The 26,636-nt window shown below is 72.8% G+C and carries 23 protein-coding genes; 9 read left to right on the top strand and 14 right to left on the bottom strand.

All coding sequences use genetic code 11. The features are described from left to right. Window positions 1-3: 3 nt before the first annotated feature. Window positions 4-1,434, top strand: coding sequence for a ribonuclease H-like domain-containing protein (locus WMF42_RS18630; protein WP_437693392.1), 1,431 nt, complete (start codon window positions 4-6; stop codon window positions 1,432-1,434). A gap of 238 nt (window positions 1,435-1,672) precedes the next feature. Then, window positions 1,673-2,323 carry a DUF72 domain-containing protein gene (locus WMF42_RS18625; RefSeq protein ID WP_061612414.1) on the top strand — a complete coding sequence of 217 codons (651 nt, stop codon included), beginning with the start codon at window positions 1,673-1,675 and terminating at the stop codon, window positions 2,321-2,323. Between the two features lie 34 nt (window positions 2,324-2,357). Here the strand turns inward: WMF42_RS18625 and lnt are convergent, their stop codons facing one another. Beyond that, complete coding sequence (gene lnt, locus WMF42_RS18620) at window positions 2,358-4,073, bottom strand: apolipoprotein N-acyltransferase (RefSeq protein ID WP_437693391.1); 1,716 nt, start codon at window positions 4,071-4,073, stop codon at window positions 2,358-2,360. On the opposite strand from lnt, the gene WMF42_RS18615 reads away from it, so the two are divergent. From WMF42_RS18615 to WMF42_RS18605, 3 genes are all read left to right on the top strand, one after another. Continuing rightward, window positions 4,059-4,211 carry a hypothetical protein gene (locus WMF42_RS18615; RefSeq protein ID WP_437693390.1) on the top strand — a complete coding sequence of 51 codons (153 nt, stop codon included), beginning with the start codon at window positions 4,059-4,061 and terminating at the stop codon, window positions 4,209-4,211. The two genes, lnt and WMF42_RS18615, sit on opposite strands and share 15 nt — an antisense overlap. A gap of 239 nt (window positions 4,212-4,450) precedes the next feature. After that, on the top strand, window positions 4,451-5,716 hold the full coding sequence (locus WMF42_RS18610) for a hybrid sensor histidine kinase/response regulator (protein WP_061612416.1): 1,266 nt from the start codon (window positions 4,451-4,453) through the stop codon (window positions 5,714-5,716). Beyond that, window positions 5,716-6,933 (top strand): cysteine desulfurase family protein, encoded by a 1,218-nt coding sequence (locus WMF42_RS18605; RefSeq protein ID WP_437693389.1) that lies wholly within the window; start codon window positions 5,716-5,718, stop codon window positions 6,931-6,933. The genes WMF42_RS18610 and WMF42_RS18605 overlap by 1 nt, the downstream gene beginning before the upstream one ends. A 638-nt stretch (window positions 6,934-7,571) precedes the next feature. On the opposite strand, the gene WMF42_RS18600 is transcribed toward WMF42_RS18605, so the two are convergent. The 3 genes from WMF42_RS18600 to WMF42_RS18590 are packed head-to-tail and all read right to left on the bottom strand — an operon-like array spanning window position 7,572 to window position 9,878. Further along, window positions 7,572-8,315: a TrmH family RNA methyltransferase gene (locus WMF42_RS18600; RefSeq protein WP_061612418.1), complete on the bottom strand. Its 744-nt coding sequence runs from the start codon at window positions 8,313-8,315 to the stop codon at window positions 7,572-7,574. A 1-nt stretch (window position 8,316) separates the two neighbouring features. Beyond that, a complete protein-coding gene (pyrF, locus tag WMF42_RS18595) occupies window positions 8,317-9,090 on the bottom strand; it encodes an orotidine-5'-phosphate decarboxylase (protein ID WP_081427009.1) in 774 nt (257 codons plus the stop codon). Between the two features lie 20 nt (window positions 9,091-9,110). Further along, window positions 9,111-9,878: a hypothetical protein gene (locus tag WMF42_RS18590; RefSeq protein WP_061612419.1), complete on the bottom strand. Its 768-nt coding sequence runs from the start codon at window positions 9,876-9,878 to the stop codon at window positions 9,111-9,113. Window positions 9,879-10,339: 461 nt separating this feature from the next. Here WMF42_RS18590 and WMF42_RS18585 point away from each other — a divergent pair, with 461 nt between their 5' ends. Continuing rightward, window positions 10,340-10,555, top strand: coding sequence for an acetyl-CoA carboxylase biotin carboxyl carrier protein subunit (locus WMF42_RS18585; protein WP_061612420.1), 216 nt, complete (start codon window positions 10,340-10,342; stop codon window positions 10,553-10,555). Between the two features lie 80 nt (window positions 10,556-10,635). Here WMF42_RS18585 and WMF42_RS18580 read toward each other — a convergent pair whose 3' ends face one another. Then, window positions 10,636-11,658 (bottom strand): MlaD family protein, encoded by a 1,023-nt coding sequence (locus WMF42_RS18580; RefSeq protein WP_061612421.1) that lies wholly within the window; start codon window positions 11,656-11,658, stop codon window positions 10,636-10,638. Between the two features lie 251 nt (window positions 11,659-11,909). On the opposite strand from WMF42_RS18580, the gene WMF42_RS18575 reads away from it, so the two are divergent. Beyond that, complete coding sequence (locus tag WMF42_RS18575) at window positions 11,910-12,650, top strand: ABC transporter ATP-binding protein (protein ID WP_061612422.1); 741 nt, start codon at window positions 11,910-11,912, stop codon at window positions 12,648-12,650. A gap of 33 nt (window positions 12,651-12,683) precedes the next feature. On the opposite strand, the gene WMF42_RS18570 is transcribed toward WMF42_RS18575, so the two are convergent. Then, complete coding sequence (locus WMF42_RS18570; RefSeq protein ID WP_437693388.1) at window positions 12,684-13,541, bottom strand: MlaE family ABC transporter permease; 858 nt, start codon at window positions 13,539-13,541, stop codon at window positions 12,684-12,686. A gap of 17 nt (window positions 13,542-13,558) precedes the next feature. Continuing rightward, the gene (locus WMF42_RS18565) at window positions 13,559-14,434 is read right to left on the bottom strand and encodes an MlaE family ABC transporter permease (protein ID WP_437693387.1); all 876 of its coding nucleotides are present in this window, start codon (window positions 14,432-14,434) and stop codon (window positions 13,559-13,561) included. Between the two features lie 305 nt (window positions 14,435-14,739). Between WMF42_RS18565 and WMF42_RS18560 the strand changes: the two genes are divergently transcribed. Beyond that, on the top strand, window positions 14,740-15,678 hold the full coding sequence (locus tag WMF42_RS18560; RefSeq protein WP_061610036.1) for a DMT family transporter: 939 nt from the start codon (window positions 14,740-14,742) through the stop codon (window positions 15,676-15,678). Window positions 15,679-15,684: 6 nt separating this feature from the next. On the opposite strand, the gene WMF42_RS18555 is transcribed toward WMF42_RS18560, so the two are convergent. The 4 genes from WMF42_RS18555 to WMF42_RS18540 form a co-directional block, all read right to left on the bottom strand. Further along, window positions 15,685-17,424 (bottom strand): cation:proton antiporter, encoded by a 1,740-nt coding sequence (locus tag WMF42_RS18555; protein WP_437693386.1) that lies wholly within the window; start codon window positions 17,422-17,424, stop codon window positions 15,685-15,687. Between the two features lie 190 nt (window positions 17,425-17,614). Then, window positions 17,615-18,289: a glutathione S-transferase family protein gene (locus WMF42_RS18550; RefSeq protein ID WP_061610035.1), complete on the bottom strand. Its 675-nt coding sequence runs from the start codon at window positions 18,287-18,289 to the stop codon at window positions 17,615-17,617. 49 nt (window positions 18,290-18,338) lie between these two features. Next, the gene (locus tag WMF42_RS18545; RefSeq protein WP_061610034.1) at window positions 18,339-19,301 is read right to left on the bottom strand and encodes an NAD-dependent epimerase/dehydratase family protein; all 963 of its coding nucleotides are present in this window, start codon (window positions 19,299-19,301) and stop codon (window positions 18,339-18,341) included. Then, on the bottom strand, window positions 19,298-19,939 hold the full coding sequence (locus WMF42_RS18540; protein ID WP_437693385.1) for a class I SAM-dependent methyltransferase: 642 nt from the start codon (window positions 19,937-19,939) through the stop codon (window positions 19,298-19,300). Before WMF42_RS18540 ends, WMF42_RS18545 begins: the two co-directional genes overlap by 4 nt. A 475-nt stretch (window positions 19,940-20,414) precedes the next feature. On the opposite strand from WMF42_RS18540, the gene WMF42_RS18535 reads away from it, so the two are divergent. After that, window positions 20,415-23,024 carry a S8 family serine peptidase gene (locus WMF42_RS18535; RefSeq protein WP_437693384.1) on the top strand — a complete coding sequence of 870 codons (2,610 nt, stop codon included), beginning with the start codon at window positions 20,415-20,417 and terminating at the stop codon, window positions 23,022-23,024. A 150-nt stretch (window positions 23,025-23,174) separates the two neighbouring features. On the opposite strand, the gene WMF42_RS18530 is transcribed toward WMF42_RS18535, so the two are convergent. From WMF42_RS18530 to WMF42_RS18520, 3 genes are all read right to left on the bottom strand, one after another. Continuing rightward, window positions 23,175-23,885 carry a hypothetical protein gene (locus WMF42_RS18530; RefSeq protein ID WP_061610031.1) on the bottom strand — a complete coding sequence of 237 codons (711 nt, stop codon included), beginning with the start codon at window positions 23,883-23,885 and terminating at the stop codon, window positions 23,175-23,177. Window positions 23,886-24,179: 294 nt separating this feature from the next. After that, window positions 24,180-25,553, bottom strand: coding sequence for a 3-deoxy-7-phosphoheptulonate synthase class II (locus WMF42_RS18525; protein WP_437693383.1), 1,374 nt, complete (start codon window positions 25,551-25,553; stop codon window positions 24,180-24,182). A 72-nt stretch (window positions 25,554-25,625) separates the two neighbouring features. After that, window positions 25,626-26,609, bottom strand: coding sequence for a hypothetical protein (locus tag WMF42_RS18520; RefSeq protein ID WP_437693382.1), 984 nt, complete (start codon window positions 26,607-26,609; stop codon window positions 25,626-25,628). Window positions 26,610-26,636 lie beyond the last annotated feature (27 nt).

Raw genomic sequence — 26,636 nt, 5'->3', positions numbered from 1 at the left:
CCGATGACGTCGTTCAAGTCGAAGCTCGCGCGGCTCGGGCCGCTCCCGACGGAGCGGTGCAGCGGCGCGCCGCCCGCGCCCGCGCCGTCGCCGCTCGCCCGCGGGGTCGCGGCGGAGGTGTCCCCGGCGGTGGGCGGCGCGCGGCCGTCGCTGGACGAGCTGCGCGAGCGCATCTCCCGCATCGTCGCCCGGGGCGCGCCGCCCGCCCCCAGGGCCGACCCGGCGCGCGGCGAGCTCCCCTTCCATGTCGAGCAGATGCCTGGCGGGCCGCTCTATGTGAGCCGCACCCGCTCGCTCGCGGCGGCCCGCGTCGGCCGCGCGCCGCTCGTCGCCGCGCGCGACGCCGACCCGGCGATGCTCGCGCTGCTGGCGCTCGACCCGGCGCTCGCCGGCTGCGACGTGCGGAGGGCGCTGTTCCTCGACACGGAGACCACCGGCCTCGCCGGGGGCACGGGCACCGTGCCGTTCCTCGTCGGCCTCGCCTGGTTCGACCCCGGGGGGGCCAGCGCGGGGCCGCTCGGCGAGCCGTCGTCCGACGGCTTCATCATGGAGCAGCTCCTGCTGCGCCGCCTCGGCGAGGAGGAGCCCATCCTGCGCCGCCTCGCCGAGCGCCTCGCCGGCGCCTCGATGATCATCACGTACAACGGCAAGGCGTTCGACATGCCGCTCCTGCGCACACGCTACGTGATGAACCGCCTGCCGCCGCCGCCGGAGCTGCCGCACCTCGATCTCGTCCACGTCGCGCGCCGCATCCACAAGGCGCGCCTCAAGACGCGCACGCTGATCGCCCTCGAGCACGACGTGCTCGGCCGCGTCCGCGTCGGCGACGTGCCCGGCGGCGAGATCGTCGCCTGCTACGCCCACTTCCTGCGCACGGGCGACGAGGAGGCGCTGCTCGGCGTCGTCGAGCACAACGCCGCCGACGTGCTCGCGATGGTCGCGCTGGTCGGCCTCTACGGCGAGCCGCTCGGCAGCCTGGCCGCCGGCGATCTCGCGGGCGTCGCCGCGACGCTGCGGAGGGCGGGCGCGCTGGAGCGCGCGGCGGAGCTCGCGGACGCGGCCGTCGAGCGCGGGGGCGGCGCGGCCGCGCGGCGCGCGCGGGGCGACATCGCGAAGGCGCGGGGCGACAAGGCGCGGGCGCTCTCGGACTACGAGGCGCTCGCCGCCGAGATCGACGACCCCGCGGTGCGCCTCGAGCTCGCGAAGCTCTACGAGCACCACGTCCGCGCCTTCGCCCGCGCCCTCGAGCTGGCCGACAAGGGCACCGCCGAGCCCGAGCCAGCGCAGGCGCGGCGCCGAGCCCGGTTGCAGCGCAAGATCGACCGCCGATCCGGCGGCGCCGCGCTCGCGCTGCCGTTCGAGCAGGCCGAGGGCGCCGAGGCGTGCCCTCGCGAGGGCCGCGCCGCCGCGCCGCGCCGCGAGGGCGAGGGGTGAGCGGGCATCCAGCGTACCGCGCGCGGCCTGCGCGCCCCGCGCCGCGCTCGACGATCTTGCCGCGCCCGACGTGCGCCTCGCGACAGCGCTGCGCGCCGGGGCCCCGGCGGGCGACGCGCTGGCCGGGACCTGCGGGACAGCGGGCGGCCGAGGGGTCGCCGGGGGCGCTGGGCGAGCCCATCGAGAAATCCGTCGCTCTGGCTTCTCGCGGGGGCGTGCGTGGGCTAGGGTGGGGGCGATGATTACCGTCGGCTGCGCCGGTTTCCCCGTCCCAGCGACGCGCTATTTCCGCGAGTTCATGTTCGTGGAGGTGCAGGAGACCCATGTGTCCCTCCCGGGGCCTGGAACGATCCGGCGCTGGCGGCGCGAAGCTCCGGTCGGATTTCGCTTCGCCTTGCTGGGTCCGCGCGAGATAGGTCAGGAGGGTTTCCGGGACGGCAAGGTCATCGAGACGGCGCTGAAGAGCATCGAGGCCGTCGCGGACGAGCTCGAAGCGAAGAGCGCTGTCTTCGTGGGCCCCCCGGAGTTCACGCCCACGCGCGCGAACAAGGCGATCCTGCGCGACTTCCTCTTCAACGTGAAGAAGCGCTTCGACCGCGTCGTCTTCGAGCCCCCGCCCGGGTGGGATCCCGACGAGAGCGACGAGCTCACGCAGGAGGTCGGCGCCCTCGCCGCGCGCGATCCGCTGATCGCGGGGCTCTCGCGGCTGAAGGTGGCCTACTACCGCCTCCACGGCCCGGCGGGCCACAAGTCGCGCTACGAGGACCCGGCGATCGAGCGGCTCGCCGAGATCGCGCGCGGCGCGAAGCACGACGACGCGACGTACGTCTTCACGAACGTCGACATGTTCGCGGACGCGAAGCGCTTCAAGAAGGCGATGAAGCTATAGGGCCGCGACGCCGTGGTTCGCGCCGCGGCCGCGATCAGCCCTGGCCGCGCTGGCGGCGCCAGCGCTCGGGGCGCGTGAACAGCGCCATCGCGGCGCTCACGACAGCGGCGGCGTACCACGGGATGTCCTGCACGGTCCCGTAGACGGTCCGCGCGCGCATGAACCGCGCCTCGCCGAGGAGCGACTGCTCCTTGAAGGTCTCGCTGTGCACCACGACGCGGCCGACAGGGTCCACGATGGCCGAGACGCCGCTGTTCGTGGCGCGCACGAGGTAGCGGCGGTGCTCGATCGCGCGCATCTTCGCGAGCGCGAGGTGGATCCACGGCTCTGTCGTGTCGCCGAACCAGGCGTCGTTCGTGAGGTTGACGAGCAGATCGGGGTCGCCCTGCGCGACCAGCTTGTTCACGAAGTGCGGCAGGATGTCCTCGTAACAGATCATCGTCGCGAGCCTGTGCCCGTTCCACTCCAGCGGCGCGAGCGACGTGCCCGGGCTGAAGCGGCCCGAGTTCGGCGACAGCGTGTAGAGGTACGGGATCGTGTCGCCGAGCGGGAGGTACTCGCCGAACGCGAGCAGGTACTGCTTGTCGTACCGCCCGAGGATCTCGCCGTCGTCGCCGGCCATGAGCGCAGTGTTGAAGCTCACGCCGCGCTCGTGCGTGTTGGGGGGTAGCCGGTGGATGACCGTGCCGACCACCGTCGGCACGCCGAGCCGGCTGGTGAGCGAGCGCTGGACCTCGGTCTTGTAGGCCGACTCGCGGAAGGCCTGCGGCACGCCGGCCTCGCTCCACACGACGAGCCCGGCGCCCTGCTTCGCGAGCTCTCGGGTCCGGTTCACGTGGATCTTGACCGCGTTCCGGCGGTCGAAGAGCGCCAGGTTCGGCTGGACGATCCCGATCGTGATCGGCTCGGCCGCGGCGGCGGCCGCGTCCACGGCGCGCATCCGGAGGATGCCGTACACGGCGGCGAGCGCAGGGGCCGCGACGCCCACCGCGAGGACCGCGCGGTTCAGCGGGCGACCGCGCCCCGGCAGGGGGGAGGCGCTGCGATGGGCGTGCGGACCGCGCTGCGCGTCCGGGGACGCGGCGCGGGGCAGCGCGCGATCCAGCCGGAACATCACGAGCTCGGCGAGGGCGAGGTTCGCGGCGATGAGCACCAGACCGACGAGGTAAGGGCCCCCGAGATCCGCGACCTGAGCCAGCACCGGCGCGTTGTGCACCGAGGCGCCGTAGTACCAGGGGAAGAGCAGCGGAAAGACGAGCTCGCTGGTCACGAACGCGAGGGCGAAGGCCACGGGGCCCGGCCAGCCGCGCGCCTCGGCCCGCCCGTAGAGCCAGCCGCACAGGGCGATGCGCCCGGCCTGGTAGGCGCACAGGATCGCCATGAAGAGCGCGCAGAGGATCGTCGGGAAGCCGCTGAACACCCGCAGCATCTCGAGCAGCCAGTAGAAGCCGGTCATCGTCATGACGAAGCCGGCGATCCAGCCGAGCAGCGCGGCGCGCCCCGGCGACTGCCCGCGCAGCGCCACGATCAGCGGGACGAGGCCGAAGAACGCGATCGGCCAGAGATCCATCCCCGGGAACCCGAGGAAGTAGAAGAACCCGGAGAGCGCCGCGAGCCCGTAGGCGAGGCGCGCGGGCAGCGGGCGCGCGGCGCTCGCGGCGCTCACGTCGGGCCGAGGGAGGCCCGCGGCCTCGCCGCCTGCCGGGTCTGCGCCGGGAGCCTCGCTCTCGTGCTGGTGCGCGGTCGTCATCGGGAGCGCCGGAAGAAGAAGAAGGAGAAGCAGCGCGCCGCCGTGGCGGCGCGGTGGAACCTGAGGGGGCCGGGCATGGCGGCCCCCGTATTGAAGGGGCGCCGCCGCTACGTCAACCCGCTCGGCGCGCCGTCGTGAGCTGCTCGACCCAGGCCTCGACGCAGGCGCGGCGCTCCGCTCGGCGCGAAGCCTGGAGACCTGCTCGGCGCGAGCCCGATGACGCGCTCGGCGCGAGCCTGATGACGCGCGGCGCGCGTATGCCTCGAGCGGACGATCCGGGCATTGCCGCATCGGCGCACGCTGGTGATGGCGACGGAAAGTCGCGCAGAACGTGCCTGATCCCCGTCGTTCATGACTACTATGCGCACGTAGAGCCCATGTCGAAGATCCTTCACATCGAGGACGATCCCGCGAACCGCCTGCTCGTCCGCAAGCTGCTTCAGAACGCCGGCTACGAGGTCCTCGAGGCCGCCGACGGGCTCGAAGGGGTGCGCCTCGCCTGCGCGCAACGCCCGGACCTCGTCCTCGTCGACCTGAACATCCCGGGCCTCGACGGGTTCGAGGTCACCCTGCGCCTGCGCGGCGAGGCGTCGCTCGCCGGCGTCCCCATCGTGGCGATCACCGCCGAGGGCGACCGGGACACGAGCCTCGCGGTGGGCTGCGACGGCTTCCTCCAGAAGCCGATCGACGCGCGCTCCTTCTCCGCTGTCATCGCCCGCTACCTCAGCGGCGCGCGCGAGGAGCTCCCCGCGTCGCAGGGGCCGCTCCGGCTGCGCGAGCAGAGCCAGCGCATCGTCGCCCACCTCGAGCAGAAGGTGGCCGAGCTCTCGCGGGCCAACGCCCGGCTCCGCGAGCTCGACGCCGCGCGCACCGAGTTCTACCGCAACATCTCGCACGAGCTCGCGACCCCGATGACGCCGATCGTCGGGTACGTGAAGCTGCTCGCCGACGAGGAGCTCGGCCCGCTCAACAAGGCCCAGAAGAAGGCGCTGCTCGCGATGGAGGACTGCGTCCGCAGGCTCCGGTCGCTCATCGACAACCTGCTCGACGTGACCGGCATCGAGACGGGCCGGATGCGGTTCATGCACTCCGAGTACGACTTCCTCGACACGACGCGGCGCGCCCTCGCCCAGGTGGCCGACCGCTTCGCCGAGGGGAAGGTCCAGCTCGTCGAGGACCTGCCCCGCGGCCCGCTGCCGGCGTGGGGCGACGCAGGGCGGCTGCAGCGCGCCATGATCCAGCTCTTCGAGAACGCGGCGAAGTTCACGCCCGCCGGCGGCACGGCGGGCGTGCGCGTCAGCGTGCTCCAGTCGGGGCACTACGAGCTCTGCGTCGCCGACACGGGGCCCGGGGTGAAGGGCGACCGCCAGCTGCGCATCTTCGAGCCGTTCTACCAGATCGACGGCTCGGCCACGCGCGCCTACGGCGGCGTCGGCGTCGGGCTCGCGATCGCGCGGCGCACCGCCCGGGGGCTCGGCGGCGACATGCGCGTCGTGTCGCCCAGCAACGAGGTCATCGAGGGCGAGACGCTCACCGGCTCGGCGTTCTACCTGACTGTCGCCCGGCGGGCGCCCCTCCAGGACGACGGCAGCTCGCCGGGCCGGCTGGGCCCGCCCTCGTCGCCGCCCGCCGATCCGACCTGATGCGCTCGGCCGCCGGCCTCATCTACCTCGACTGGAACGCCACGACGCCGCCGCACCCCGAGGTCCTGGCGGCGATGCAGGCCGCCGCCGAGGTGGCCTGGGCCAACCCGGCCAGCGTGCACGGCCCGGGGCGGCGGGCGCGCGCGTTCATCGAGCAGGCGCGCGAGGCGGCGGCCCGGCTGACGGGCTTCGACGCGCGCGACGTGACGCTCACCTCGGGCGGCACCGAGGCCAACAACCTCGCGCTGTGGCACGCGTTCGGCGGCGAGGCCTCCGGGGCGGGCGCGGCCGGCGCGCCGGCCTGGGGGCGGCTCCAGGGCGCGCTCGTTGTCTCGCGGATCGAGCACCCCTCGGTCACCCGCGCCGCGGAGGCGCTCGCCGGCCGCGGCGTCGAGGTCGCCTGGGTCGATCCGGAGCCGTCCGGCCGGGTCGCGCCCGAGGCGCTCGCGGCCGCCATCGATCGCGCGGCGGCGGTCGCGCCCGTGCGGCTGGTGAGCCTCCAGGCGGTCAACCACGAGACGGGGGTCGTGCAGCCGGTCGCCGAGGCCGCGGCGCTCGCCCACGCCCGCGGGGCGCGCCTCCATGTGGACGCGGTGCAGGCCGTGGGGCGCCTCCCGCCGGAGGCGTGGGCCGGGGCCGATCTCGTGTCGGTCGCGGCGCACAAGATCCGGGGCCCCAAGGGGATCGGCGCCCTCGCGGCGCGGCCGGGCATCCGGCTCCGGCCCGTCCTTCTCGGCGGCGCCCAGGAGCGCGGGCTCCGGCCCGGGACGCAGGACCCGATCGCCGCGGCCGGCTTCGCCGTGGCCGCCCGGCGCGCGCTCGACGCCCCCGCCCGGTACGCCGCGCTCGCGCCGCTCCGCGACCGCCTCGAGGCCGAGCTCCTCGACGCGGGGCGCGCGGCCGGCGGGGCGCCGCTCCGCAACGGGGAGGGCGCGCGTGCGCCCCACGTCGCGAACCTCTCCTGGCCCGGCTGGCGCGGCGACGAGCTCTGCGCCGCGCTCGACCTGGAGGGCGTCGCCGTCTCGAGCGGCTCGGCCTGCAGCGCCGGGACCGCCGAGCCGTCGCCGGTCCTCACCGCGATGCTCGGGGCCGAGCGCGCGGCGTCCGCCGTGCGGTTCTCGATCGGCGAGGAGACGACCGAGGGCGACATCGCCGAGGCGGTGCGCCGCGTGGCCCGGGTGCTCACCCGCCTGCGGCCGCTTCGAGCCGGAACCTGAGCGGATCCGGCGGCTTACCGCGAGGTCATTGGTCCTTGATCCATCCCTCGAGCCATTCCGGATAACCGCGCAGAGAAGGATGAGTCCACAGGGGTAACTCCTGGCAAGAACTTGTGTTTTCAGGGGGGGTGTGGATTCTTTTTATCGATCCATTGAATGGATCGAATCGGTCGTCTTCCTGGGAGCCTGTTCAGCAATCGATCGAGCGCTCGAATCTTCGTTAGGTACCGATCGTATCTATATGAAATTGTTGGTTAAAACTACGTGATACGGGATTGACCTACGGCACTTCAGGGGACCCCCGCAGTGCTCGATGGGCCCCGGCCGCGGGCGCATTGCTCGACGAATGCAGGCGGTTTTTCCGTGGACCACGGGTCCACCCGCGGCGCGGCCGGGTTGTTATCCAGCGCGCTTGCCCTGCTCACCATGTGGCTCCGGCGCATGGTCGTGCACCGCGCGCCTGCCCGGCTCGCCGCGGCACCTCGGCCGCAGGGCCTCGCAGCGCGCGCCTGTCCGGCTCGCCGCGGCACCTCGGCCGACGATCCCGCAGCGCGCGTTCGCTGCGCTCACCGGCGTTCGCTGCGCTCACCGGGGCGCCGCGCGCGCTCGGCGCGGGCCTTCGCGGGTCTTCTGCCGGGCTACGCGCCCGCCGCGCGGCGCTGGCGGACGACCTCGTAGAGCGCGATCGCCCCGGCGACCGAGGCGTTCAGCGAGGCGATGGGGCCGGTCATGGGGAGCCGGGCCACGTGCTGGCAGACGCGGCGGACCGAGCGCCGCGTGCCCTTGTCCTCGGCGCCGATCACGATCGCGACCGGGCCGGTCAGGGTCAGCTCGCCGAGCTCCACCGGGCCCTGCGCGTCGAGCGCGATCGAGGCGACGCCGCGCGCGGCGAGCGCCTCGAGGGCGTCGGGCAGGGAGCGCACCCGGCAGAGCCGCGCGTGCTCGATGGCGCCCGCCGAGGCCCGGAACGTCGCCGGGGTGAGCGGCGCCGAGCTGTGCTCGGGCCACAGGATCGCCCGGGCGCCGAGCGCGACGGCGCTGCGGATCACCGCGCCGAAGTTCTGCGGGTCCATCACGCCGTCGAGCGCCACCGTGATCGTGCCGCCGGGCTGCCCCTCCTCGACGACAGGGATCGCGTCGACCCCGACGATCTGGAGCTCCGGCGCCGACGCGACCGCCCCCTGGTGACGGCCGCCGGCGCTGCGGCGATCGAGCTCGCCGCGCGGCGCGCGCTCGGTCGGGATGCCCTGACCCTCGGCGAGGCGCGCGAGCGCGTCCAGCTTCGGGCCGCCGTCGCGCTGGACGAGGACCCAGCCGACCCGCGCGCCGTGCGCGCGGATCGCCTCTCGGACAGGCTGAAGACCGTAGACGATTCGGCTCACGTCAGCGGGGAGGGTGAAGCGTGTGGGCGATTTCCTGCACGATCGACCGGGCCGCGGCGAGCGGGTCCGCCGCGTCGCGGATCGGCCGGCCGACAACCAGGAGATCGGCGCCGGCCGAGATCGCGGCCGACGGCGTGGCGATGCGCTTCTGATCGTCGACGCGGGCGCCCTCCGACCCCGAACCGAGGCGGATGCCCGGCGTCACGAGGAGCTCGCCCGGCCCGAGCGCCTCCCGCAGCGCCGGCACCTCCTGCGGCGAGGCGACGAACCCGTGGATGCCGGCGGCGCGCGCGAGCTGCGCCATCCGGACCACGTGCGCCGACGCGCTCCCCGGGATGCCCTGCGCGGCGAGATCGGCCTCGTCGAGCGACGTGAGCATGGTGACGGCGAGCAGGATCAGATCCCGGGAGCGCGCCGCCTCCTGGGCCGCGCGCCTCAGCATCTCGGCGCCGCCGGCCGCGTGCACCGTCAGGTAGCGGACCCCGAGCGCGGCGGCGCTCGCCACCGCGCCGGCCACCGTCGCGGGGATGTCGTGCAGCTTCAGATCGAGGAAGACGTCGAGCCCGAGCTCCTTGCCGATCTCGACGGCGCGCGGCCCCTCGCGGACGAACAGCTCCAGGCCGACCTTGAGCACGCCGATCGACGGCGCGACGCGCGTCGCGGCCGCCCTGGCCTCGTCCAGGCTCGGGTAGTCGAGCGGGAAGACGAGCCTGCGGCGCGCCTCGTCGAGCGAGCTGCCGCCGAGGCTCGTCCTCTGCCTCACGGAGTTGGCCATGCTGTGTGATCCTGTCCCGATCAGAGGCAGCTGCAGAGCGGATCGCCAGGGGCGCAGTTGCAGGGAGCCTTGGTGCCACCGCCGCTCGCCGGGGCGCCGCCGGCGGCCGGGCGGCTGCCGCCGCCGCCGCGGCGGAGCTGCTCCTGCTTTTGCTGCTCCTGCTCGAGCTGCTTCTGGAGCGAGAGGCGCGTGGCCTCGTCCTTGGCGGACGCGAGCTGATCGCGCAGCCCGGACATCTTGGACTCGGACTCCTTGAACTGCGCCTCGAGGCGCTTGTTCGCCTCCTCGAGCTCGCGCGCCCTCGCGGCCTCGGCCGCGATGCGCGCCTCGTTCTCCTGGGACGACTTGACGGCCGCGATCGTGACGCCGCCGATCACCAGCACGCTGGCGACGGCGCCGCCGATGAGGAGCTTGCGCAGCTTCTTCTTCGACTCGTCCTGCTGCAGCGCCGCGAGCGAGCGCTCGTGGTGCTGCTGCGCGGCCATCGCCTCGAGCCGCGCCCTCTGCTCGGCCTCGACGCGCGCCTTCTCGATCTCGGCCTGGCGGATCGCCTCGAGCCGCGCGGCCTCCTCGCGGGCGCGGCGCTCCTCGTTGCGGCGGCGCTCCTCCTCGGTACGGATGCGCAGCTCCTCGGCCTCGCGCGCGGCGCGCTCCGCCTCGACGCGGGCCTTCTCGGCGGCGGCGGCGGCGGCGGCCTTCTGGGCCTCTTCGGTCTTGATTCGATCCTCCTCGAGGTTCATCAGCTCCTTGAGCGAGAACAGGACCGAGCTTTCCTTCTGTTCCGACATGACCTCGTGGCTCCTTCGATCGAGCGCGTGCGGTTTGGCTACCGGGGGGCGTTGCGGAGACCCTGCAGGTCGCCCTGGGCGGGGCCACCAAGCAGGGAGATTGTGACCCGCAGAGCGGCTTTCACGCAATTATTCACGACAACCGCGACCCTCGTCACGCCGAGGAGCCGCGGAGCCGGCAGGCAGATTATCGCCGTGGTGCACGGTAGGTACCAGCGGAAATCGCAGCGCTCCGTCCCTTCCACGTCCGCTGCCGTCCGTGAGCGTCCGTGAGCGTCCGTTACCCCTGTTGCCCTCCTCGTTACCCGCGCACCGCGCCGCGGACACGCCGGACGACCTGTGCCGTCGCGGAGGGTGCCCGGGGCACGCTGGGACGGGGGGCGCCCGATGCGGCGCCGCCGCGCGCGTCCTGGTACGGTCCCGTTGGATTCTCGACGGCTCTCCGGTAGCGTCGCGCGCCCATGGCAAAGGTCATCAAGGCGCACATCACCGGTACGGTCTGGAAGATCGAGGTCAAGCCGGGCGACAAGGTCGAAGAGGGGACCGTCGTCGTCATCCTCGAGTCCATGAAGATGGAGATGCCCGTCGAGGCGGAAGACGAGGGCACGGTGGAGGAGATCCTCGTCACCGAGGGGGCCTCGGTCACCGAGGGCGCTCCGCTCGTGAAGCTCGCCTGACCGCCCGGGCCGGCCGCGCCCGTCCTTCGCACCCACGGCCCGCGCGCGCCGGCATCGACGACGCCGGCGCGCGGCGGCGCTCACTCGCGCCAGAAGAACTTCCAGGGGTTGTGCTTGAGGTCGCGCGCGAGCTCCTGGAGGTCATCGAAGAGCTGCTCGTCCATCACGAGCGCGCCCACCGTCCCCTTGCCGCGCTTGACGTGGGCGAGGACCTCCTGGGCGTCGGCTGTCGCCGCCCTCGCGCGGCCCGCGATCTCGGCGATGTCGTCGAGCGTCTTCTTGATCTTGGCCTGCTCCGCCTCGCTGCCCACGGTGGCCGAGAGCCGGCGCGCGTTCGCCAGCGTCTCGCGCGCGTCCTCCATGAGCGGGGGCAGGTCGCGCGCTGCCTTGCCGCTCACCTGATCGGCGTTCGCGAGGATCCGGTCGATCTGGGGGTTGTTCACGTACTTCTGCCGGGCGTCCTTCACGAGATCGGTGCCGTCGAGGCTGATCTGCTCGACGTTCTCGGCGATGCGGTCGAGCCGATCCTGGTTCCGGTGCATGAAGTCGCCGGTGCCCTTCAGCGTCTTCCGGAGCCCGTCGAACGCCTCGCCGAGCCCCTCGCGGTGCTCGCGCATCGCCGAGACGGTCGCGTGCAAGAGCTCGTATCCCTCGGCCAGGAGCATGTCGAGGCGCGGCGGATCGAGCCCGCGGACGACGGCGTTCTCGGGGAGCACCGGCCTGTCGCTCGAGCCGGGCTCGATCGCGAGGAACTGCTCGCCGAGCACGCCCTGCGTCGTGACGTAGAAGGTGGCGTTGTCGTGGATGCTCTGCTGATACCGCTCCTCGATGCGCACCTGGATCCGCACGAGCGGATCGCGCCGGCCGTCCTTGCCGGGCTGGCCGCCGCGGAACTGGATCTCGCTGAGCTTGCCGACCTCCACGCCGGCGATCTTCACCGGCGCCCCTGTCTGGAGGCCTCCCGGGTTGTCGAAATCGACGTAGATGGAGTACTTCGGCTGAAAGTTGACCCCGCCCATCACGAGGATGAAGGTGGCGAGGAGCCCGATCGCCGTAAGGATGAGGATCCCGACTTTGACCTCGATCGACCGCGGGCTTGCCATGGGCCTGTCATCTTCTCCTATCTGGCGGCGGGGAGGTGAGGGAAATGGGCCAGGATCCGCCTGTCGCAGCGCAGTATCCCACGCCAGCGCCGTGACGCTTCGCGCTGCCCTGTCGCTGCATCGCGCTGCCTTACCGCTGCCATGCGCTGCCTTACCGCTGCCATGCGCTGCCTTACCGTTGCCACCCGCTGCCCACGTGCTGCCATGCCCTGACTTGCCCTGACGCAACCGTTCTTGCCTCGAAAACAGCGATGATTTCGTTCCGGAATGTCAGAAAATCCTTTGGCGCCAAAGAGGTCCTGAAGGACGTCTCGTTCGACGTCGCCGACGGTGAGGTGTTCTTCATCATCGGGCAGTCGGGCGTCGGGAAGAGCGTGCTCATCAAGCACCTCGTGGGGCTGCTCTACCCGGACGGGGGGGAGATCTGGCTGGACGGCGAGGACGTCAGCCGCTTCGACGAGGCGCGGATGTACCCGGTGCGGATGAAGTGCGCGATGGTCTTCCAGCACTCGACGCTGTTCGACTCGATGACGTGCGCCGAGAACGTCGCGCTCCCGCTCCGCAAGCACAAGGGGCTCAAGCCGAAGGAGGCGCTCGCGGAGGCGCGGCGGCGGCTCGATCAGGTGCACATGCGCGAGTTCGGCGACCGCTTCCCGCCGGAGCTCGGCGACGGCATGCGCAAGCGCGTCGCCATCGCCCGCGCGCTCACGCTCGATCCGCGCTACGTGCTCTTCGACGAGCCGACCACGAGCCTCGACCCGGTGAGCGCGCGCCGCGTCGACAAGCTGATCCGCGAGCTCAGCGACACGCTCGGCGTGACCAGCATCGTCGTGAGCCACGACCTCGTCAGCATCTTCACGATCGCCGACCGCATCGTCATGCTCTATCAGGGGCTCGTCCGGCTGCTCGGCGATCGCGGCGCGTTCCAGGGCTCGCCGGACCCGGTCGTGCGGCAGTTCATCACCGGGAGCGCCGAGGGGCCGATCGAGTGAGGCGCCGATCGCGGTGAGGCGCCGGCGCGGCGGCTAGCGGAAGATCAGGAAAGAGGCCGCCGAGATCAGCATGTTCAGCACGATGACCGCGAGCGAGGAGTTCACGACCGCCCGCGTCGTCGCCCAGCCGACGCCCTCGCTGCCGCCGAACGTCGACAGGCCGGAGTGGCCGGAGACGATCGGGATCGCGGCGCCGTAGGCCAGGCACTTGGCGAGGCCGGTCGCGAGGTCGCCGGCGTCGACGAGGCTCACGTTCATGAACGTCTCGGGGCTCACGTCGAACATGCTGTACGCGGTGATCATCCCCGTGGTGAAGGCGACGGCGGCGCTCCAGACGAGCAGGCACGTGGTCATGAGCAGGCTCGCGATGAACCGCGGCTTGAGCAGGTAGTCGATGGGATCGGCCGCGCACATGCGGAGCGCGTCGACCTGCTCGGTGACGACCATCGAGCCGATCTCGGCGGCGATGCCCGCGCCGACCCGCGTCGCCAGCATCAGCGCGCCGATCGAGGCGGCGAGATCGCGCACGAGCAGCTCGAGGTAGGTCGCGCCGAGCATTGTCAGATCCGGGATGACCCGCTTCGCCTGCTGGCCGGCCTGGAAGACCATGATCATCCCGATGAAGCCCATCACGACCGTCAGGAAGAAGAGCGACTTGTTGCCGATCTCGTACATCTGCAGGAGCACCGCGCCCGGCTCGCGGCGCCCCTTCACGCAGTAGTAAAGCGTCCTTACAAATACGGAGTAGAGCTCGTGGGCAGACCGGAAGAGCGACAGGCCGGCGCCGCCGAGCGCGGCGACCCCGGACAGCTCCGGCGCGACGTCGCGGAGCTCGCTCGAGGGGGGGCCCGCGCTCGCGCGATCCCGGAGGCTCTGGTCGGAGGGGTGCATGCGCGGCGCCGTCGAGCTCAGTCGAGCGTGAACGAGACGAAGTAGTCGAGGATGAAGATGCCGGCGGCCGAGGCGACAACGGTCGCGTTGACGGCGCGGCCGACGCCGGGGGCGCCGCCGGTCACGCCGAGGCCGTACTGGCAGCTCGAGAGCGCGAGGACGACGCCGAAGACGACGCTCTTGACGAGGCCGCTCATGACGTCGCCGATGCCGAGCAGGCCGCTCGTGAGGCCGTTGTAGAAGACCGCCGGCGCGACGCCGAGCAGGAGGTCGCCGGTGAGCGCGGCGCCGATCAGCGCGAGCGCGTCGGCGAAGATCACCGAGAGGAGCAGCGTGAGGACCATCGCGAGGAAGCGCGGGGCGATGAGGAAGCTCACCGGGTCGATCGCGAGGACGCGGAGGGCGTCGATCTGCTCGGTGACGACCATGGTGCCGAGCTCGGCGGTGTTGTTGGCGCCGACGCGGCCGTTGATCATGAGCGCCGTGAGCAGCGGGGCGATCTCGCGGAGGGTGCCGAAGCCGGCGCCCCAGCCGAGCAGGCCGTGCGCGCCGAACCGCTCGACCAGCGGCGCCGCCTGGATGACCATGATCGCGCCGGTGAAGAGGGCGGTCACCACGACGATGGGCATCGACTTGACGCCCATCTTGTAGAGGTTGCGCATGAACTCGGCGCCGTCGACGCGGAGCGTGGCCACGCGCGCCGCGATCTGACCCGCCAGCACCGCCATGCCGCCCACCGTGGCGGCGATCTGGAGGAAAGAGCCGCCGAGCTGGTGCACGCCGGAGGGCTCCGCCGCGATCGGCGCGCGCCGCCGCGCCGGGCGCGGGCCGCCGGAGGGGGCGAGCGCGCCCGGGCCGCGCGCGGCGGTGCCTGGGCCAGCGGGAGACGTCATCAGACCCGGGAGCTTAGCCCAACGACCCCACGGAGCGCGGCCCGATCCGACGCGATCCGACCAGCGCGGACGCCTGGACGTCTGGTCAAGCGGGTGATCGCCCTCTACCTGAGATGCGGCCCCCCACGCTCGACCGCTGTGCGGTGGCAAATGCGTGGTTCCACGCGCAATGCCGTCGTGCCACACGCCGGGCGCGCGCTCCGGCCGGCAAGGACGGTGGCGAGGGCGATGGCCGGTCTGCATCGCTCGACCCTCGGGAGCCGCGTGAACCTTTGAAGCTCGTGAAAGAGAGAGAAGCGGGATCCATGTCGATCGGCGAGCGCGTACACGCCTTCAGCGACGAGCACCGGACTGGCCTCCTCGACGATGGCCGGACGTTCGCCGTCCTCTCCGCGGCGACGTTCGCGCTGAAGGCCATCTTCGTGAAGCTCGCGTACGCCGCGCACCCCATCGACGCTGTGTCGCTGCTCGCGCTGCGGATGGGCATCGCGCTGCCGTTCTTCCTGTGGCTCGCCCGCCGCGAGCGCGACGCGACCGCCGAGCCGATGACGCCCCGGCTCTGGGGGGGTGTGCTCGTCGTCGGGTTCCTCGGATACTACCTGTCCAGCCTCTTCGACTTCATCGGGCTGACGTACATCAGCACCGGCCTCGAGCGCCTGATCCTGTTCGTTTATCCGACGCTCGTCCTCCTGATCGGCGCGGTGTGGCTGAAGCAGCCGGTGCGCGGGAAGGCCTGGGGAGCGCTCGCCGTCTGCTATCTCGGCCTCGCGGCGGCCGTCTGGCACGATCTCGAGCAGTCCGGGGACGCGCGGGCCGTCGCCATCGGGGGAGCGTGGGTGTTCGCGAGCTCGGTGACGTACGCGCTCTATTACATCGGCGTCGGCAAGCTCGCCTCCAGGGTCGGCGCGACGCGCCTCGCGGCGTACTGCGGGGCGACCTCGTGCCTGATGGTGCTCGCGCACTACGCGGCGACAGGGAGCCCCGCCAGGCTCGCCGAGCTCCCGGCCTCGGTGTGGGGGTACGCGGCGGCGATGGCGACGATCAGCACCGTGCTGCCGATCGTCCTGCTCGCGGCGGCGATCCGGCGGCTCGGCGCGGGCCGCGCCGCGACGTTCTCGACGCTCGGCCCGGTGCTCACGATCGCGTTCTCCTGGGTCATCCTGGGCGAGCCGTTCACGTGGCAGCAGGTCTTCGGGCTCGCGCTGGTCGTGGGCGGCGTGAGCTGGCTCGGCAAGGCGCGCTGACCCGGCTCAGCGGGCTTCCGCTGGCCTGTCGAAGAGCTCGCTGCGGACGCGCTCGCGCTCGCGTTCGACCTGCTCGGCCGTCGCGCCGAGCCGCACGAGCAGGCGCTCGGTCATCGAGAACGCGACCTCCGCCTCGCCCGTCACCACGACGTCGGCGCCGGCCTTCTTCAGCGACGCCACCTCGCGCAGGTAGAAGGCGCGCGCGAGGACGAACAGGCCGGGGTTGATGCCCTTCGCCTGCTCGATCACCCCGTCGCCGGGCGCGCCTGCCGACGTGAACAGCAGGCTGTCCGCCTTGCTGATCCCCGCGCGATCGAGGATCTCCCGCTGCGTCGCGTCGCCGTAGATCGCGCGGATGCCCTGGGCCTGCAGCGTCTTCACCGTGTCGAGGTTCAGCTCGACCACCGTGGGCTCGATGCCGTTCTCCCGGAGCAGCCGCGTCAGCGTCCTGCCGACGGGGCCGTAGCCCACGACGATGGTGCGGTGCGCGAGCTCGTCCACCGGCGCCGCCTCCTCGCCGCGGGCGCCCCCGGCGGCGGCCGCGGCGGAGCTGCGGCGCAGGAAGAAGGCCGACGTCCACCGCGCGAGGCGGTCGCGGGCGCTGAAGAGCAGCGGGTTCAACGTGATCGACACGATCGAGGCGACGACGAGCACCTGCGTGGCCTCGTCCGGCATGACGCCGAGCTGCCGGCCGAGCGTCGCGAGGATGAACGAGAACTCGCCGATCTGCGCGAGCGAGAGGGCCACGGCGAAGGCGGTCTTCATCGGGCGGCGGAGCAGCACCACCACGACGAGCGCGGCGAGCGGCTTGCCGAGCAGCACGACGGCGAGCGTCGCCGCGGCCACGGGCCAGCTCGCGGCGAGCTGCGAGGGGTCGAGGAGCATGCCCACCGAGACGAAGAACAGCACCGCGAACGCGTCGCGCATCGGGAGCGCCTCCGAGGCGGCGCGCGAGCTGAAGTCGGACTGGCCGACGACGAGGCCGCCGAGGAACGCGCCGAGCGCCATCGACGAGCCGAAGAGCATCGCCGAGCCCACCGCGACGCCGAGCGCGACGACGAGCACCGTCAGCGTGAAGAGCTCCCGCGAGCCCGTCCTCGCCACGTAGCCGAGCAGGACGGGGATGACGCGCTGGCCGACGATGAAGGTGAAGGCGACGAGCCCGGCGAGCTTCAGGACCGCGAGCCCCACCGACATCGCGATGCCCGCGCCGCCGCCGGAGGCGCCGCCGACCAGGCCGGGGAGCAGCACCAGCACGAGCACGGTGAAGACGTCCTCGAGCACGAGCCAGCCCACGGCGAGGTGGCCGGCGGGGGTGTGCAGGACGTGGCTGTCGCTCAGGACCCGGGTGAGCACGACGGTGCTCGCCACCGAGATCGCGATGCCGAAGACGACCGACGCGGCCCACGACCAGCCCGCGGCGTGGCCGACCAGGGCCCCGAGCGCCGTCGCGACGCTGATCTGCAGGAGCGCGCCGGGCACCGCGACCTTCCGCACGGCGAGGAGCTCGCGGACGTGAAACTGCAGGCCGACCCCGAACATCAGCAGGATGACCCCGATCTCCGCAAACTGGTCCGCGATCGCCTTGTGGGCGACGAAGCCAGGGGTGAAGGGGCCAACGAGGATGCCGGCCAGCAGGTACCCGATGATCGGGGACAGCCTTAGGCGCTGGGTGATGAAGCCGAGCGCGAGGGCCGCCGTGAGCCCGCCCGTGAGCGTGAAGATGAGGTCGAGGTCGTGCGGCATGTACGGCACCAGTAGCGCTTCTCGTCGCCGGCCGCAGCCGCTGCTTCGCGGTGCGACGAGGTTGGCGGCCCGCGCGGTGCGACGAGGTTGGCGGCCCGCGCGGTGCGACGAGGTTGGCGGCCCGCGCGGGGACCGCGCGGCCCCGGGCGGGAGCGCGGCGCGTCGGGCGTAGCCGGACGGCCGAGCTTCCCTACTTGCCCACGACGCCGATCGCCTCGTACTCCTCGATGAAGTGCGGCTCCTCCCTGGCCTTCGCGATCCACTCCTGCATCGCGGGGAGCCTCAGGATCGACGCCACGTAGCGCCGTGACACGGCGTCGAGCTCGACCCCGTACGTGTCGAACCGCGTCGCGACAGGCGCGTACATCGCGTCCGCCGCGCTGAAGCGCCCGAACAGGAACTCGCCTTCCTGGCCGAAGCGCGCGCGGCAATCGCCCCAGATCGACTGGACGCGCGCGATGTCCTGCGACGCCGCCTCCGTGATCGCCACGCCCTGGATCTTCCGCCGCACGTTCATCGGCAGCGCGGTGCGGAGCGCCGCGAAGCTGCTCGCCATCTCGGCGCTCACCGCCCGCGCGACGGCGCGCGCGTCGCGCGCGTCCGGCCAGAGCTTCGCCTCGGGGAAGAGCTCCGCCACGTACTCGGCGATCGCGAGCGACTCCCATAGGATGAGCGCCCCGTGCTTCAGGGCAGGCACCTTGCCAGAGGGGGAGTGGCGCTGGATCTCCGTCGTGCGCTGGCCCGGCCCCCGGAGCGGGATCATCACCTCGTCGAACGCGACACCGGCGTGCTTCAGGAGAAGCCAGGGCCGGAGCGACCACGACGAGTAGGACCTGTTTCCGATGTAAAGAGTGAGCTCTGCCATGCGGGGGAGCCTACCATCGCCGGCGACCCGCGACGGCGCGCAGAGCGCCTCACGCCGCCGGCTCGCCCCCGAACACCTCGCTCGCCAGCGCCTCGACCGCCATGCGCACCGCCTCGTCGCTCGCGTGGCGCACGCGAAAGCCGAGCGCGGCCAGCTTGCTCGGATCCATCCGCGACCGCGGCACGTCACCGGGCCAGCCGCGCTCGCCGCCCTGATACCGGATCACCGCGTCCGGATAGGGCGACGCTGCCACGCACAGCTCCGCGATGCGGGAGACGCTCGTCGCGTCCTCGGGCGCGAGGTTGTAGATGTTCAGCCGCTCTCGGGCCCTGTCGAAGCCGAACAGGATCCCCTCCGCGCAGTCCCGGACATCGAGGTACGGCTTGGACTGGCGCCCGTCGCCGAGCACCTCGAGCTCCGTCCGCCGATCGCGCAGCTTCCTGAGGAAGTCGAGCGCCGCGCCGTGCGTCCCGCGCGGACCGACGACGTTGCCGAAGCGGTAGATCCACGCCGTGAGGCCGAAGCACTCGACATAGGCGCTGATGAGCGCCTCGCCCGCGAGCTTGCTCGCGCCGTACAGCGAGATGGGCAGGGCGCCGAGATCGCCCTCGGCGCACGTGCGCGCCGTGTCGCCGTAGACCGTCCCGGAGGACGAGAAGATCAGCCGGCCGACCCCCGCGCGCCGCATCGCCTCGAGCACATTGTACGTGGCGATCGTGCCCTGATCGAGGTCGAGCCGCGTGCGCGCGAGCCCCCAGCGCGCCTCGGGGTTCGCCGCGAGGTGCACGACGAGGTCGTGGCCCGCCATGGCGTCGGTGAGCCGCTCCAGATCGAGGGCGTCCGCCTCGATGAGCGTCGCGCGCCCGGAGGCGAGGTGCGGCGCCACGAACGCGCGGCGGCCGACCGAGAGGTTGTCGTACAGCGTCACGGGTCCGCGCTCGACCAGCCGATCCGTGAGGTGGCTGCCGATGAACCCGGCGCCGCCGACGACGAACGATCGGAGCGCCGTCATCGCGCGCCCCCCGCGGCCTGCGCGGCCGCGCGCTCGATCCGCGCCGCGAACTGCAGGCGATCCTGGGTGACGAGGCGGAACGGCAGATCGTGGATGCGCAGCGGCCACTCGAGGCCGGTGATGCGCCCGCCCGCGCCGCGGACGAGGTCGACGAGCTCGCCCGGGGTGAAGTACGTCCCCCGCACCTCGACGCCCGGGGCGGCGTTCCCGACGAGATCCATCCAGAGCAGGACCTTCTCCGAGAGCGGGCCGAAGCGGAAGTGATCCTTGAGCGCGACGACGCGCGACGCGACCCGGAGGGCCTCCGCGAGCAGCGCGCCGGGGCGCGCGCAGTGGTGCAGCACGTCGGAGAGGAGCACGGCCTCGAACTCCGCGTCGGGGAAGGGGAGGCGCTCGCCGTCGTACGCGACGACCGGCAGCGCCGCCCCGGGCCGCGCCTTCACGTCCACGCCGACGACGCGCCGCGCGCCGACGCGGCGCGCGACCTCGAGCGCGACCGTGCCGTCGCCCGCGCCCACGTCGAGCAGCGACGCCGCGCGGCCCACCTGCGCGGCCAGCGCCCGCGCGACGCGGGCCACGCGGGGCACGTGGACCAGGCGATGGTGCAGCGAGAACAAGGCGTGTTCCAGGACCGTCATCTCACATCCCACATCCGAGCCCCGGCGCCGCCCGCGCCGGAGAGCCGCGCCACGCTAATCGAGCGCACGGGGACCGGCAACGACCCGGGGCCACCGGTCATCGGATGCCGAGCGCCGAGCGCCGGTAGCCCGCGGGCAGCCTCGCGCGCCAGGCGGCGCGGCCTGACAGCGGCCTGACAGGACTGCGACGACGTCGCGAAGAACAACCCATCTCCGGGACTGCCATCAAGGTGCTCTGGACCGCGGAGTCGGCGTGAAGTCGGCGCGCCCCCGCGCTCCTGACATGAGGTCTGAAGCGCGGAATCCATGGCTGTCGACCCGAACGGAGGGACGCCGATGGACAGGCAGTCTTCCAGGATCTACGGCGATGACCGTCCGGGCTCGCCGCTCGCGCTGTAGTCGCCGGCTCACGCTTGACCGATTCGCGACATCGAACATAGCTGATTCGATGGTCGGCACGCGCGGGAAGGGCCTCATGAGACATCGTGTGCGCTGGTTTTGCCTGGCCTCTCTCTACATCGCTGTTCCGGGGTGCAGCGGAGAGCCTGGAGACAAAGAAGCGGGCCAGGACGCTGCGCCTGCGGGCGTCCCGGCGCCCGGCGAAGCGACGTTCGCGCCGGATGAGCCGACGGAGCTCTGGTTCGTGGAGTTCGAGCGCGCGCCGGCCGTGAGCGGCGGCGGGCGCGCGCGCGTCAAAGGCCTCTCCGAAGAGGACCGCGAGCGGTTCCGGCGGACGGCCGAGGAGCGCGGGCTCCGGTACAAACAACGGTTCTCGTTCGAGCGTCTATGGAATGGACTCTCCGTCCGCGTCGCGCGCGAGGGCGCCGAGGTGCTCGCCGACATGCCCGGGGTCAAGGCGGTCTATCCGGTCGTGCAGGTCGACCTCGACGTCGTCCGCGCCGCGCCGACCGTCGAGCCGGACCTCGCCGTCGCAGGCGAGATGTCGGGCGCGGACGTCGTGCGCCGGGACCTCGGCGTGAGCGGCGACGACATCCGCGTCGGCGTGATCGACAGCGGCGTCGACTACCATCACCCCGATCTCGGCGGCTGCTTCGGCCCGGGATGCCGCGTGGCGTTCGGCCACGACTTCGTCGGCGACGACTTCGCCTCCGGCGACGCGAACCGGCAGCCCGCCCCCGACGACGACCCCGACGATTGCCTGGGCCACGGCACGCACGTCGCCGGCATCATCGGGGCGAACGGGATCGTGCAGGGCGTGGCGCCGGACGTGACCTTCGGCGCCTACCGCGTGTTCGGCTGCCGCGGCGGCTCGCGCGCGGACATCATCCTCAAGGCCATGGAGCGCGCCGCCGACGACGGCATGGACGTCGTCAACATCAGCATCGGCACGCCGTTCCAGTGGCCGGACTACCCGACCGCGGCCGCCGCGAGCGCGCTCGTCGCGCGGGGCGTCGTCGTCGTCGCCTCGATCGGCAACAGCGGCGAGAAGGGCCTCTGGGCCGCGGGCGCGCCCGGCGTGGGCGAGGCGGTCATCGGCGCCGCGTCGATCGACAGCGCGCGCGTCACCCGCCTGTCGTTCACCGCGGCGCCGGGCGACGTCGCGATCGGCTATACCCGCGCGGTCGGCAGCCCGCCCGCGCCGCTCTCGGGGAGCGCCCCCCTGGCGCGCACCGGGACGCTGACCAGCGCGCGCGACGGCTGCGCGCAGCTCCCGGCGGGCAGCCTCGCGGGCAAGATCGCGCTCGTCCGGCGCGGCGGCTGCCCGTTCCCCGAGAAGGCCGCGCACGCGCAGGCAGCGGGCGCGGTCGGCGTGGTGATCTACAACGATCGGGCCGGGGCGATGAACCCTTCGGTCGTGGGGCGCGACCGGATCACCATCCCGGTCGTGGGGATCGCGCAGGCGGACGGCGAGCTCCTCAACGCGCGCCTCGACGCGGGGCCCGTGGCCCACACCTGGACCGACCGGGCCGTGGCCGCGCAGAACGGCACCGCGGGCCAGATCTCGGGCTTCAGCTCGTACGGCCTGAGCGCGGCGCTCTCGTTCAAGCCGGACCTCGCCGCGCCCGGCGGCTCGATCTACTCGACGATCCCGGTCGAGCAAGGCGCCTACGACTCGCTGAGCGGCACGTCGATGGCGGCGCCCCACGTGGCCGGCGCCGTCGCGCTCCTGCTCGGCGCGCGCCCGGAGCTCTCCCCGGAGCGCGTGCGCGACGTGCTGCAGAACAGCGCGATCCCGGCGCCGTGGAGCGGCGATCCGGGCGCCGGGGTGCCGGAGAGCGCGCACCGGCAGGGGGCCGGGATGATCCGCGTCGACCGGTCGATCCGCGCGACCACGCTGATCAGCCCCGGCAAGCTCGCGCTCGGCGAGAGCGAGGGAGGCCCTGTCGCGCGCACGCTGACGATCGAGAACGTGGGCGCGCACGACGTCACCTACGACCTGTCGCACGCGCCCGCGGCGTGCGCGACGGGCGACGACCACTGGGCCCCGACGAGCGGAGCGACCGGCGCCGCGCGGGTCGACTTCAGCGCCCCGAGCGTCACCGTGCCCTCGCTCGGGAGCGCGACAGTCTCGGTCACCATCCGGGCGAACGACGCGCTCGCGGACGGCGGCCTGTTCGGCGGCTACCTCGTGTTCACGCCGCGCGGCGGCGCGGCCGGCGGCGCGCTGCGGGTGCCGTACGCGGGCTTCAAGGGCGACTACCAGCGCGTGCCCGTCCTGAAGCCGTCGGGGCACGGGGCGCCGTGGCTCGGCAAGGTGAACGGGACGCGCGTGACCCCCCAGCCGGGCGGCGCGACCTACACGCTGGCGTCGGGCGACGTCCCGCTGGTGATGGTGCACCTCGACCACGGCGCGGAGCGCCTGACCCTGGACGTCGTCGAGGCCGCCACGGGCAAGCCGTGGGGGCGCGCGCTGTCGCTCTCCCACGTCGGCCAGAGCTCGTCGGCGACGGCGGTCACGCGGTACGCGTGGAAGGGCACGACGAGGCTCGACGGTCGGTCCGTCGTCGTGCCGGACGGCGATTACCTGATCAAGCTGCGCGCGCTCAGGGCGCTCGGCGACCCGGGCAACGAGGCGCACTGGGACACCTGGACGTCGCCCGTCGTCACCCTCGACCGGCCGTGATGGGCGCGCTCAGGGCGCCTTGTAGACGAGCACCGGTCGGAGCCGGCGGGACGACGCGCACGAGCTCGCGTCGCGCCCGCGTGACCGCGCCGAGGTCCTTGCAGGCCCCACGTGCGCGTCGGGCGCCGGCTCCGGCCGGTGAGCGCGGCGTCACGTCGCCTGGCGGCAGGAATGCGCGTGCGCGGCGCACTGGCGCTCGGCGACGGTCGCCACGTAGCGGAGCATCCGGCTCGTGACGAGCTGCATCAGGGGCGCCGTCAGCGCGTCCCAGAAGAAGAGCTGCCGCCGCGTCCGCGTGTCGGTCGCGCGGATCCGCGCCTCGTACGAGAGCAGCGTGCGGCGCTGCCCGTAAGGCGTCACGACGAAGCCCGCGGCCGCCTTGATGTGCCCGGGGCAGTCGAACGCCTTGAACTCGGCGGCGGTCCGCCCCGAGAACAGGCTCTCCGTGCGCATCGGCCGCGCGATCGCGCCGACGGCGATCTCGGAGCCCTCCTTCTCGGCCAGCTTGACCTGGCCGTAGTCCTGGACGTTCTGGAGCGAGACCCGCGCGGGCGCGGGCAGCGGCGCGAGGCCGAGCCGGCGCCGGGCGCGCCGCACGTCGGCCACCCGGAGCGCGAGGAACGCGCGGAGCACCAGAGAGCGGCTCTTCGCGAAATCCACCCTCCGCAGCGCGGCGTAGGTCACCTCCGGAGGCGCCATCACCACGATCTCCTGGTTCACGACGATGTCGGCCTCCGGCAGGAACGACTCGAGCAGCGTGGGGCCAGCCGCTGTGCGCTGCTGTCCCTCGGACGAGACCTCCGTCGTGGCCTGTCCCTCTCCCTGCCGGCTCTCACCCTGTTGTGTCGAGATGTTCTGCATGGCGAACTACCCCCCGCGGAGATTCCTTGGGACAGGCGCGACGGATCGCCACCGGGCGTCTCCTGCTTCTGGATCGCGAGGGCGGGAGAGCGCCTGGAATGTCAGGTGAGCTGAAAGGACGCGAGAACGACGCGATGACTTCGTGGAAACTCGCGATGACGATGAGAGAAAAAGAACGGGAGCCACAGAGGCACGGAGGGCACAGAGGACATCAGGGAGAGAGCTCTCTGCTGTCTGCGCTCACCGGGGGGGTCTCGGGGCTTCGAGGGGCCGCCGCCATGGGCGCCCGGGTGGTCAGCCCCTGAGGCGTCGGGAGGACTCCGCCATGCGGTGGGCGATGCGGAAGGCCATCTCGAGCGACTGGCGGTAGTTGAGCCTCGGATCGCACAGGCTCGCGTAGCGGCGGTCGAGATCGGACTCGGTGAGACCGGCCCCGATGCACTCGGTGACATCCTCGCCGGTGAGCTCGAAATGGACGCCGCCGAGGTGGGATCCGAGCGACTCGTGCGCCTCGAAGCTGGCCTCGATCTCGGTGAGGATGTCCTCGAAATTCCGTGTCTTGATCCCGCCGGACGTCGTCTGGGTGTTGCCGTGCATCGGGTCGCACATCCAGAGCACCTTGCGCCCCGCCGCCCGCACCGCCTCGATGAGCGGCGGGAGCCCGTCGCGCACGCGGGCGGCGCCCATGCGCACGATGAGCACGATCTTGCCCGGCTCGTCCGCCGGGTTCAGCCGGTCGAGGAGGCGGATCACCTCGCCGGGGAGCGTCTTCGGGCCGAGCTTGATGCCGAGCGGGTTCTGCACCCCGCTGAAGAACTCGACGTGCGCGCCGTCGGGCTGCCGCGTGCGCTCGCCGATCCAGGGAAGGTGGGTCGTCAGGTCGTAGTAGCCGGGGCGGCGCGCGACCTTCCGGGTCTGCGCGGACTCGTAATGCAGGTTGAGCCCCTCGTGGCTCGTGAAGAACTCGACCCGCGACAGCTCCCCGACAGGGACCTCGGCGAGCGCCTCCATGAACCGGAGGGCCTCCCCGACCTGGTCGGTCATCCGCTGGTACCGCTCGCGCAGCTCGCCGGGCAGATCCGCCCGCTCGAGGAAGCTCAGGTCCCAGTATTCCGGGTGGTGCAGATCGGCGAAGCCGCCCTCCGACAGCGAACGGATGAAGTTCAAGGTGAGCGCCGCGTGCTGGTAGCCCGTCACCATCAGGTTCGGATCGGGGCGGCGGGCGGCGGCCTCGAAGGGAGCCCGGTTGATGAGATCCCCGAAATAGCTCGGCAGGCTCACGCCGTCGCGCGTCTCGACAGGGCTCGAGCGCGGCTTGGCGTACTGGCCCGCAAAGCGCCCGAGGCGCACCACCGGCTGCCGGGCGCCGTGCACCAGCACGAGCGACATCTGCAGGAGAATCTTGAGCTTGTTCGTGACGATGTTCGGGCGGCAGTCGTCGAGCGTCTCCGCGCAGTCGCCCCCCTGCAGCACGAACCTCCGGCCGATCTGCGCCTGGGCCAGATGGCCTTTGAGCCGCTCGACCTCCCACGAGGTCACGAGCGGCGGCAGCGCGCGGAGCTTCTCGACGGCCGCGACGACGGCCGCGGCGTCGTCGTAGGGAGGCGGCGCCGCGTTGGGACGTTCACGCCATGAATCAGGCGACCAGGATTGAGCAGGAACGGACATGAGTTGAGCCCTGATATGGCAAGGCTCCCACCCGCGCAACCCTCGGTCAACGGCGTCGGCTCGCGGGCGCGATCACCGACCCCCGGGCGCCGGGGCCGCCCCGGGCGATGGCCCGATGCGCGCCTCGATCGCCTGGATTGCCGCCTTGATCTCGCCCGCGATCGAGGCGCACGGCGCCGCGCAGCGGCTCATCCCGAGGAAGCCGCATCCCTTGCTCTTGCTGGCGATGAGCGGCGCGAGGACGTCGATCGCGCGGCGATCGCCGTCGGCCGTCGCGCGCGCGAGCAGCGGCTGCCGCGCCTTGCAGGAAGGGGCGGCGCGCAGCTCGTGCGCGATGCGCAGCGCGGGCGTCGCCCGCTCCAGGACCGCGGCCTCCGCGAGCCGCCGGGCGGCGCGATCCTTCATGGCGGAGCTGCCCACCGAGACGTCGTAGAGGAGGTCGGCCCCCTGGCTCCCCATGGCGCCCGCCATGAGGTCGAGGGCGGCCGCCGCTGCCTCGGGAGGCCCTGCGGCGGCGCTCGAGACGACGCGCTTCACGTCGTCGTCGGCGGCCGCCCCCGGATCGAGCTCGAGGAGCCGCTTCGCCGCGGCGAGCGAGGCGGCGTGGTAGGGCGGCGGGAGCGCGTGCCGCAGCATGACGGCCCGGAAGATCGCCGGGTCCTTGGGGTAACGCGCGGCGAGCGCCTCCAGCGCGAGCACGCCGCCCGCGTTCGCCGCGGCGAGCTCGTCGGCCGGGACGGCGTTGCTCGGGCGCGGCACGACCGGGCGCCGCGGCGCGGAGCCCTCCGGCGGCGCGCGTTCGGCGCTCGCGGCCGCCTCGATCCGGTCGAGCGCGGCCTCGTCGCGCAGCAGGGCGGCGGCGCCCACGAGGACCCCGGCGGCGGCCGCGCCGATGACCATCCACCGCGCCGCGACCGGCGCCTGCGTCAGCATGGACGCGCGCGGGGCCGCGGCGGTCACGCTCGTGGCGAGCACGCTGCCTGTCCCGGGGAGCGAGCCCTGTCTGTCGGGGGAGCTGGCCCGGCTGGCGCCCGTTCCAGATGCCTGCGCTGGCATGGTCTGCTCCCCTAACACGGGCGCGCG

The organism is Sorangium sp. So ce176, from assembly GCF_051519835.1.
GTDB lineage: Bacteria > Myxococcota_A > Polyangia > Polyangiales > Polyangiaceae > Sorangium > Sorangium cellulosum_G.
Note: the sequence above shows the minus strand (reverse complement) of the source record. Positions and strands in the feature narration are given on the sequence as shown.

Excerpts from the sequence above, each read along its gene's own strand:
- WMF42_RS18630 (WP_437693392.1), top strand. The coding sequence starts at position 4 with ATGACGTCGTTCAAGTCGAAGCTCGCGCGGCTCGGGCCGCTCCCGACG.
- WMF42_RS18625 (WP_061612414.1), top strand. The coding sequence starts at position 1,673 with ATGATTACCGTCGGCTGCGCCGGTTTCCCCGTCCCAGCGACGCGCTAT.
- lnt (WP_437693391.1), bottom strand. The coding sequence starts at position 4,073 with ATGACGACCGCGCACCAGCACGAGAGCGAGGCTCCCGGCGCAGACCCG.
- WMF42_RS18610 (WP_061612416.1), top strand. The coding sequence starts at position 4,451 with ATGTCGAAGATCCTTCACATCGAGGACGATCCCGCGAACCGCCTGCTC.
- WMF42_RS18605 (WP_437693389.1), top strand. The coding sequence starts at position 5,716 with ATGCGCTCGGCCGCCGGCCTCATCTACCTCGACTGGAACGCCACGACG.
- pyrF (WP_081427009.1), bottom strand. The coding sequence starts at position 9,090 with ATGGCCAACTCCGTGAGGCAGAGGACGAGCCTCGGCGGCAGCTCGCTC.
- WMF42_RS18590 (WP_061612419.1), bottom strand. The coding sequence starts at position 9,878 with ATGTCGGAACAGAAGGAAAGCTCGGTCCTGTTCTCGCTCAAGGAGCTG.
- WMF42_RS18585 (WP_061612420.1), top strand. The coding sequence starts at position 10,340 with ATGGCAAAGGTCATCAAGGCGCACATCACCGGTACGGTCTGGAAGATC.
- WMF42_RS18580 (WP_061612421.1), bottom strand. The coding sequence starts at position 11,658 with ATGGCAAGCCCGCGGTCGATCGAGGTCAAAGTCGGGATCCTCATCCTT.
- WMF42_RS18575 (WP_061612422.1), top strand. The coding sequence starts at position 11,910 with ATGATTTCGTTCCGGAATGTCAGAAAATCCTTTGGCGCCAAAGAGGTC.
- WMF42_RS18570 (WP_437693388.1), bottom strand. The coding sequence starts at position 13,541 with ATGCACCCCTCCGACCAGAGCCTCCGGGATCGCGCGAGCGCGGGCCCC.
- WMF42_RS18565 (WP_437693387.1), bottom strand. The coding sequence starts at position 14,434 with ATGACGTCTCCCGCTGGCCCAGGCACCGCCGCGCGCGGCCCGGGCGCG.
- WMF42_RS18560 (WP_061610036.1), top strand. The coding sequence starts at position 14,740 with ATGTCGATCGGCGAGCGCGTACACGCCTTCAGCGACGAGCACCGGACT.
- WMF42_RS18555 (WP_437693386.1), bottom strand. The coding sequence starts at position 17,424 with ATGCCGCACGACCTCGACCTCATCTTCACGCTCACGGGCGGGCTCACG.
- WMF42_RS18550 (WP_061610035.1), bottom strand. The coding sequence starts at position 18,289 with ATGGCAGAGCTCACTCTTTACATCGGAAACAGGTCCTACTCGTCGTGG.
- WMF42_RS18545 (WP_061610034.1), bottom strand. The coding sequence starts at position 19,301 with ATGACGGCGCTCCGATCGTTCGTCGTCGGCGGCGCCGGGTTCATCGGC.
- WMF42_RS18540 (WP_437693385.1), bottom strand. The coding sequence starts at position 19,939 with ATGACGGTCCTGGAACACGCCTTGTTCTCGCTGCACCATCGCCTGGTC.
- WMF42_RS18535 (WP_437693384.1), top strand. The coding sequence starts at position 20,415 with ATGAGACATCGTGTGCGCTGGTTTTGCCTGGCCTCTCTCTACATCGCT.
- WMF42_RS18530 (WP_061610031.1), bottom strand. The coding sequence starts at position 23,885 with ATGCAGAACATCTCGACACAACAGGGTGAGAGCCGGCAGGGAGAGGGA.
- WMF42_RS18525 (WP_437693383.1), bottom strand. The coding sequence starts at position 25,553 with ATGTCCGTTCCTGCTCAATCCTGGTCGCCTGATTCATGGCGTGAACGT.
- WMF42_RS18520 (WP_437693382.1), bottom strand. The coding sequence starts at position 26,609 with ATGCCAGCGCAGGCATCTGGAACGGGCGCCAGCCGGGCCAGCTCCCCC.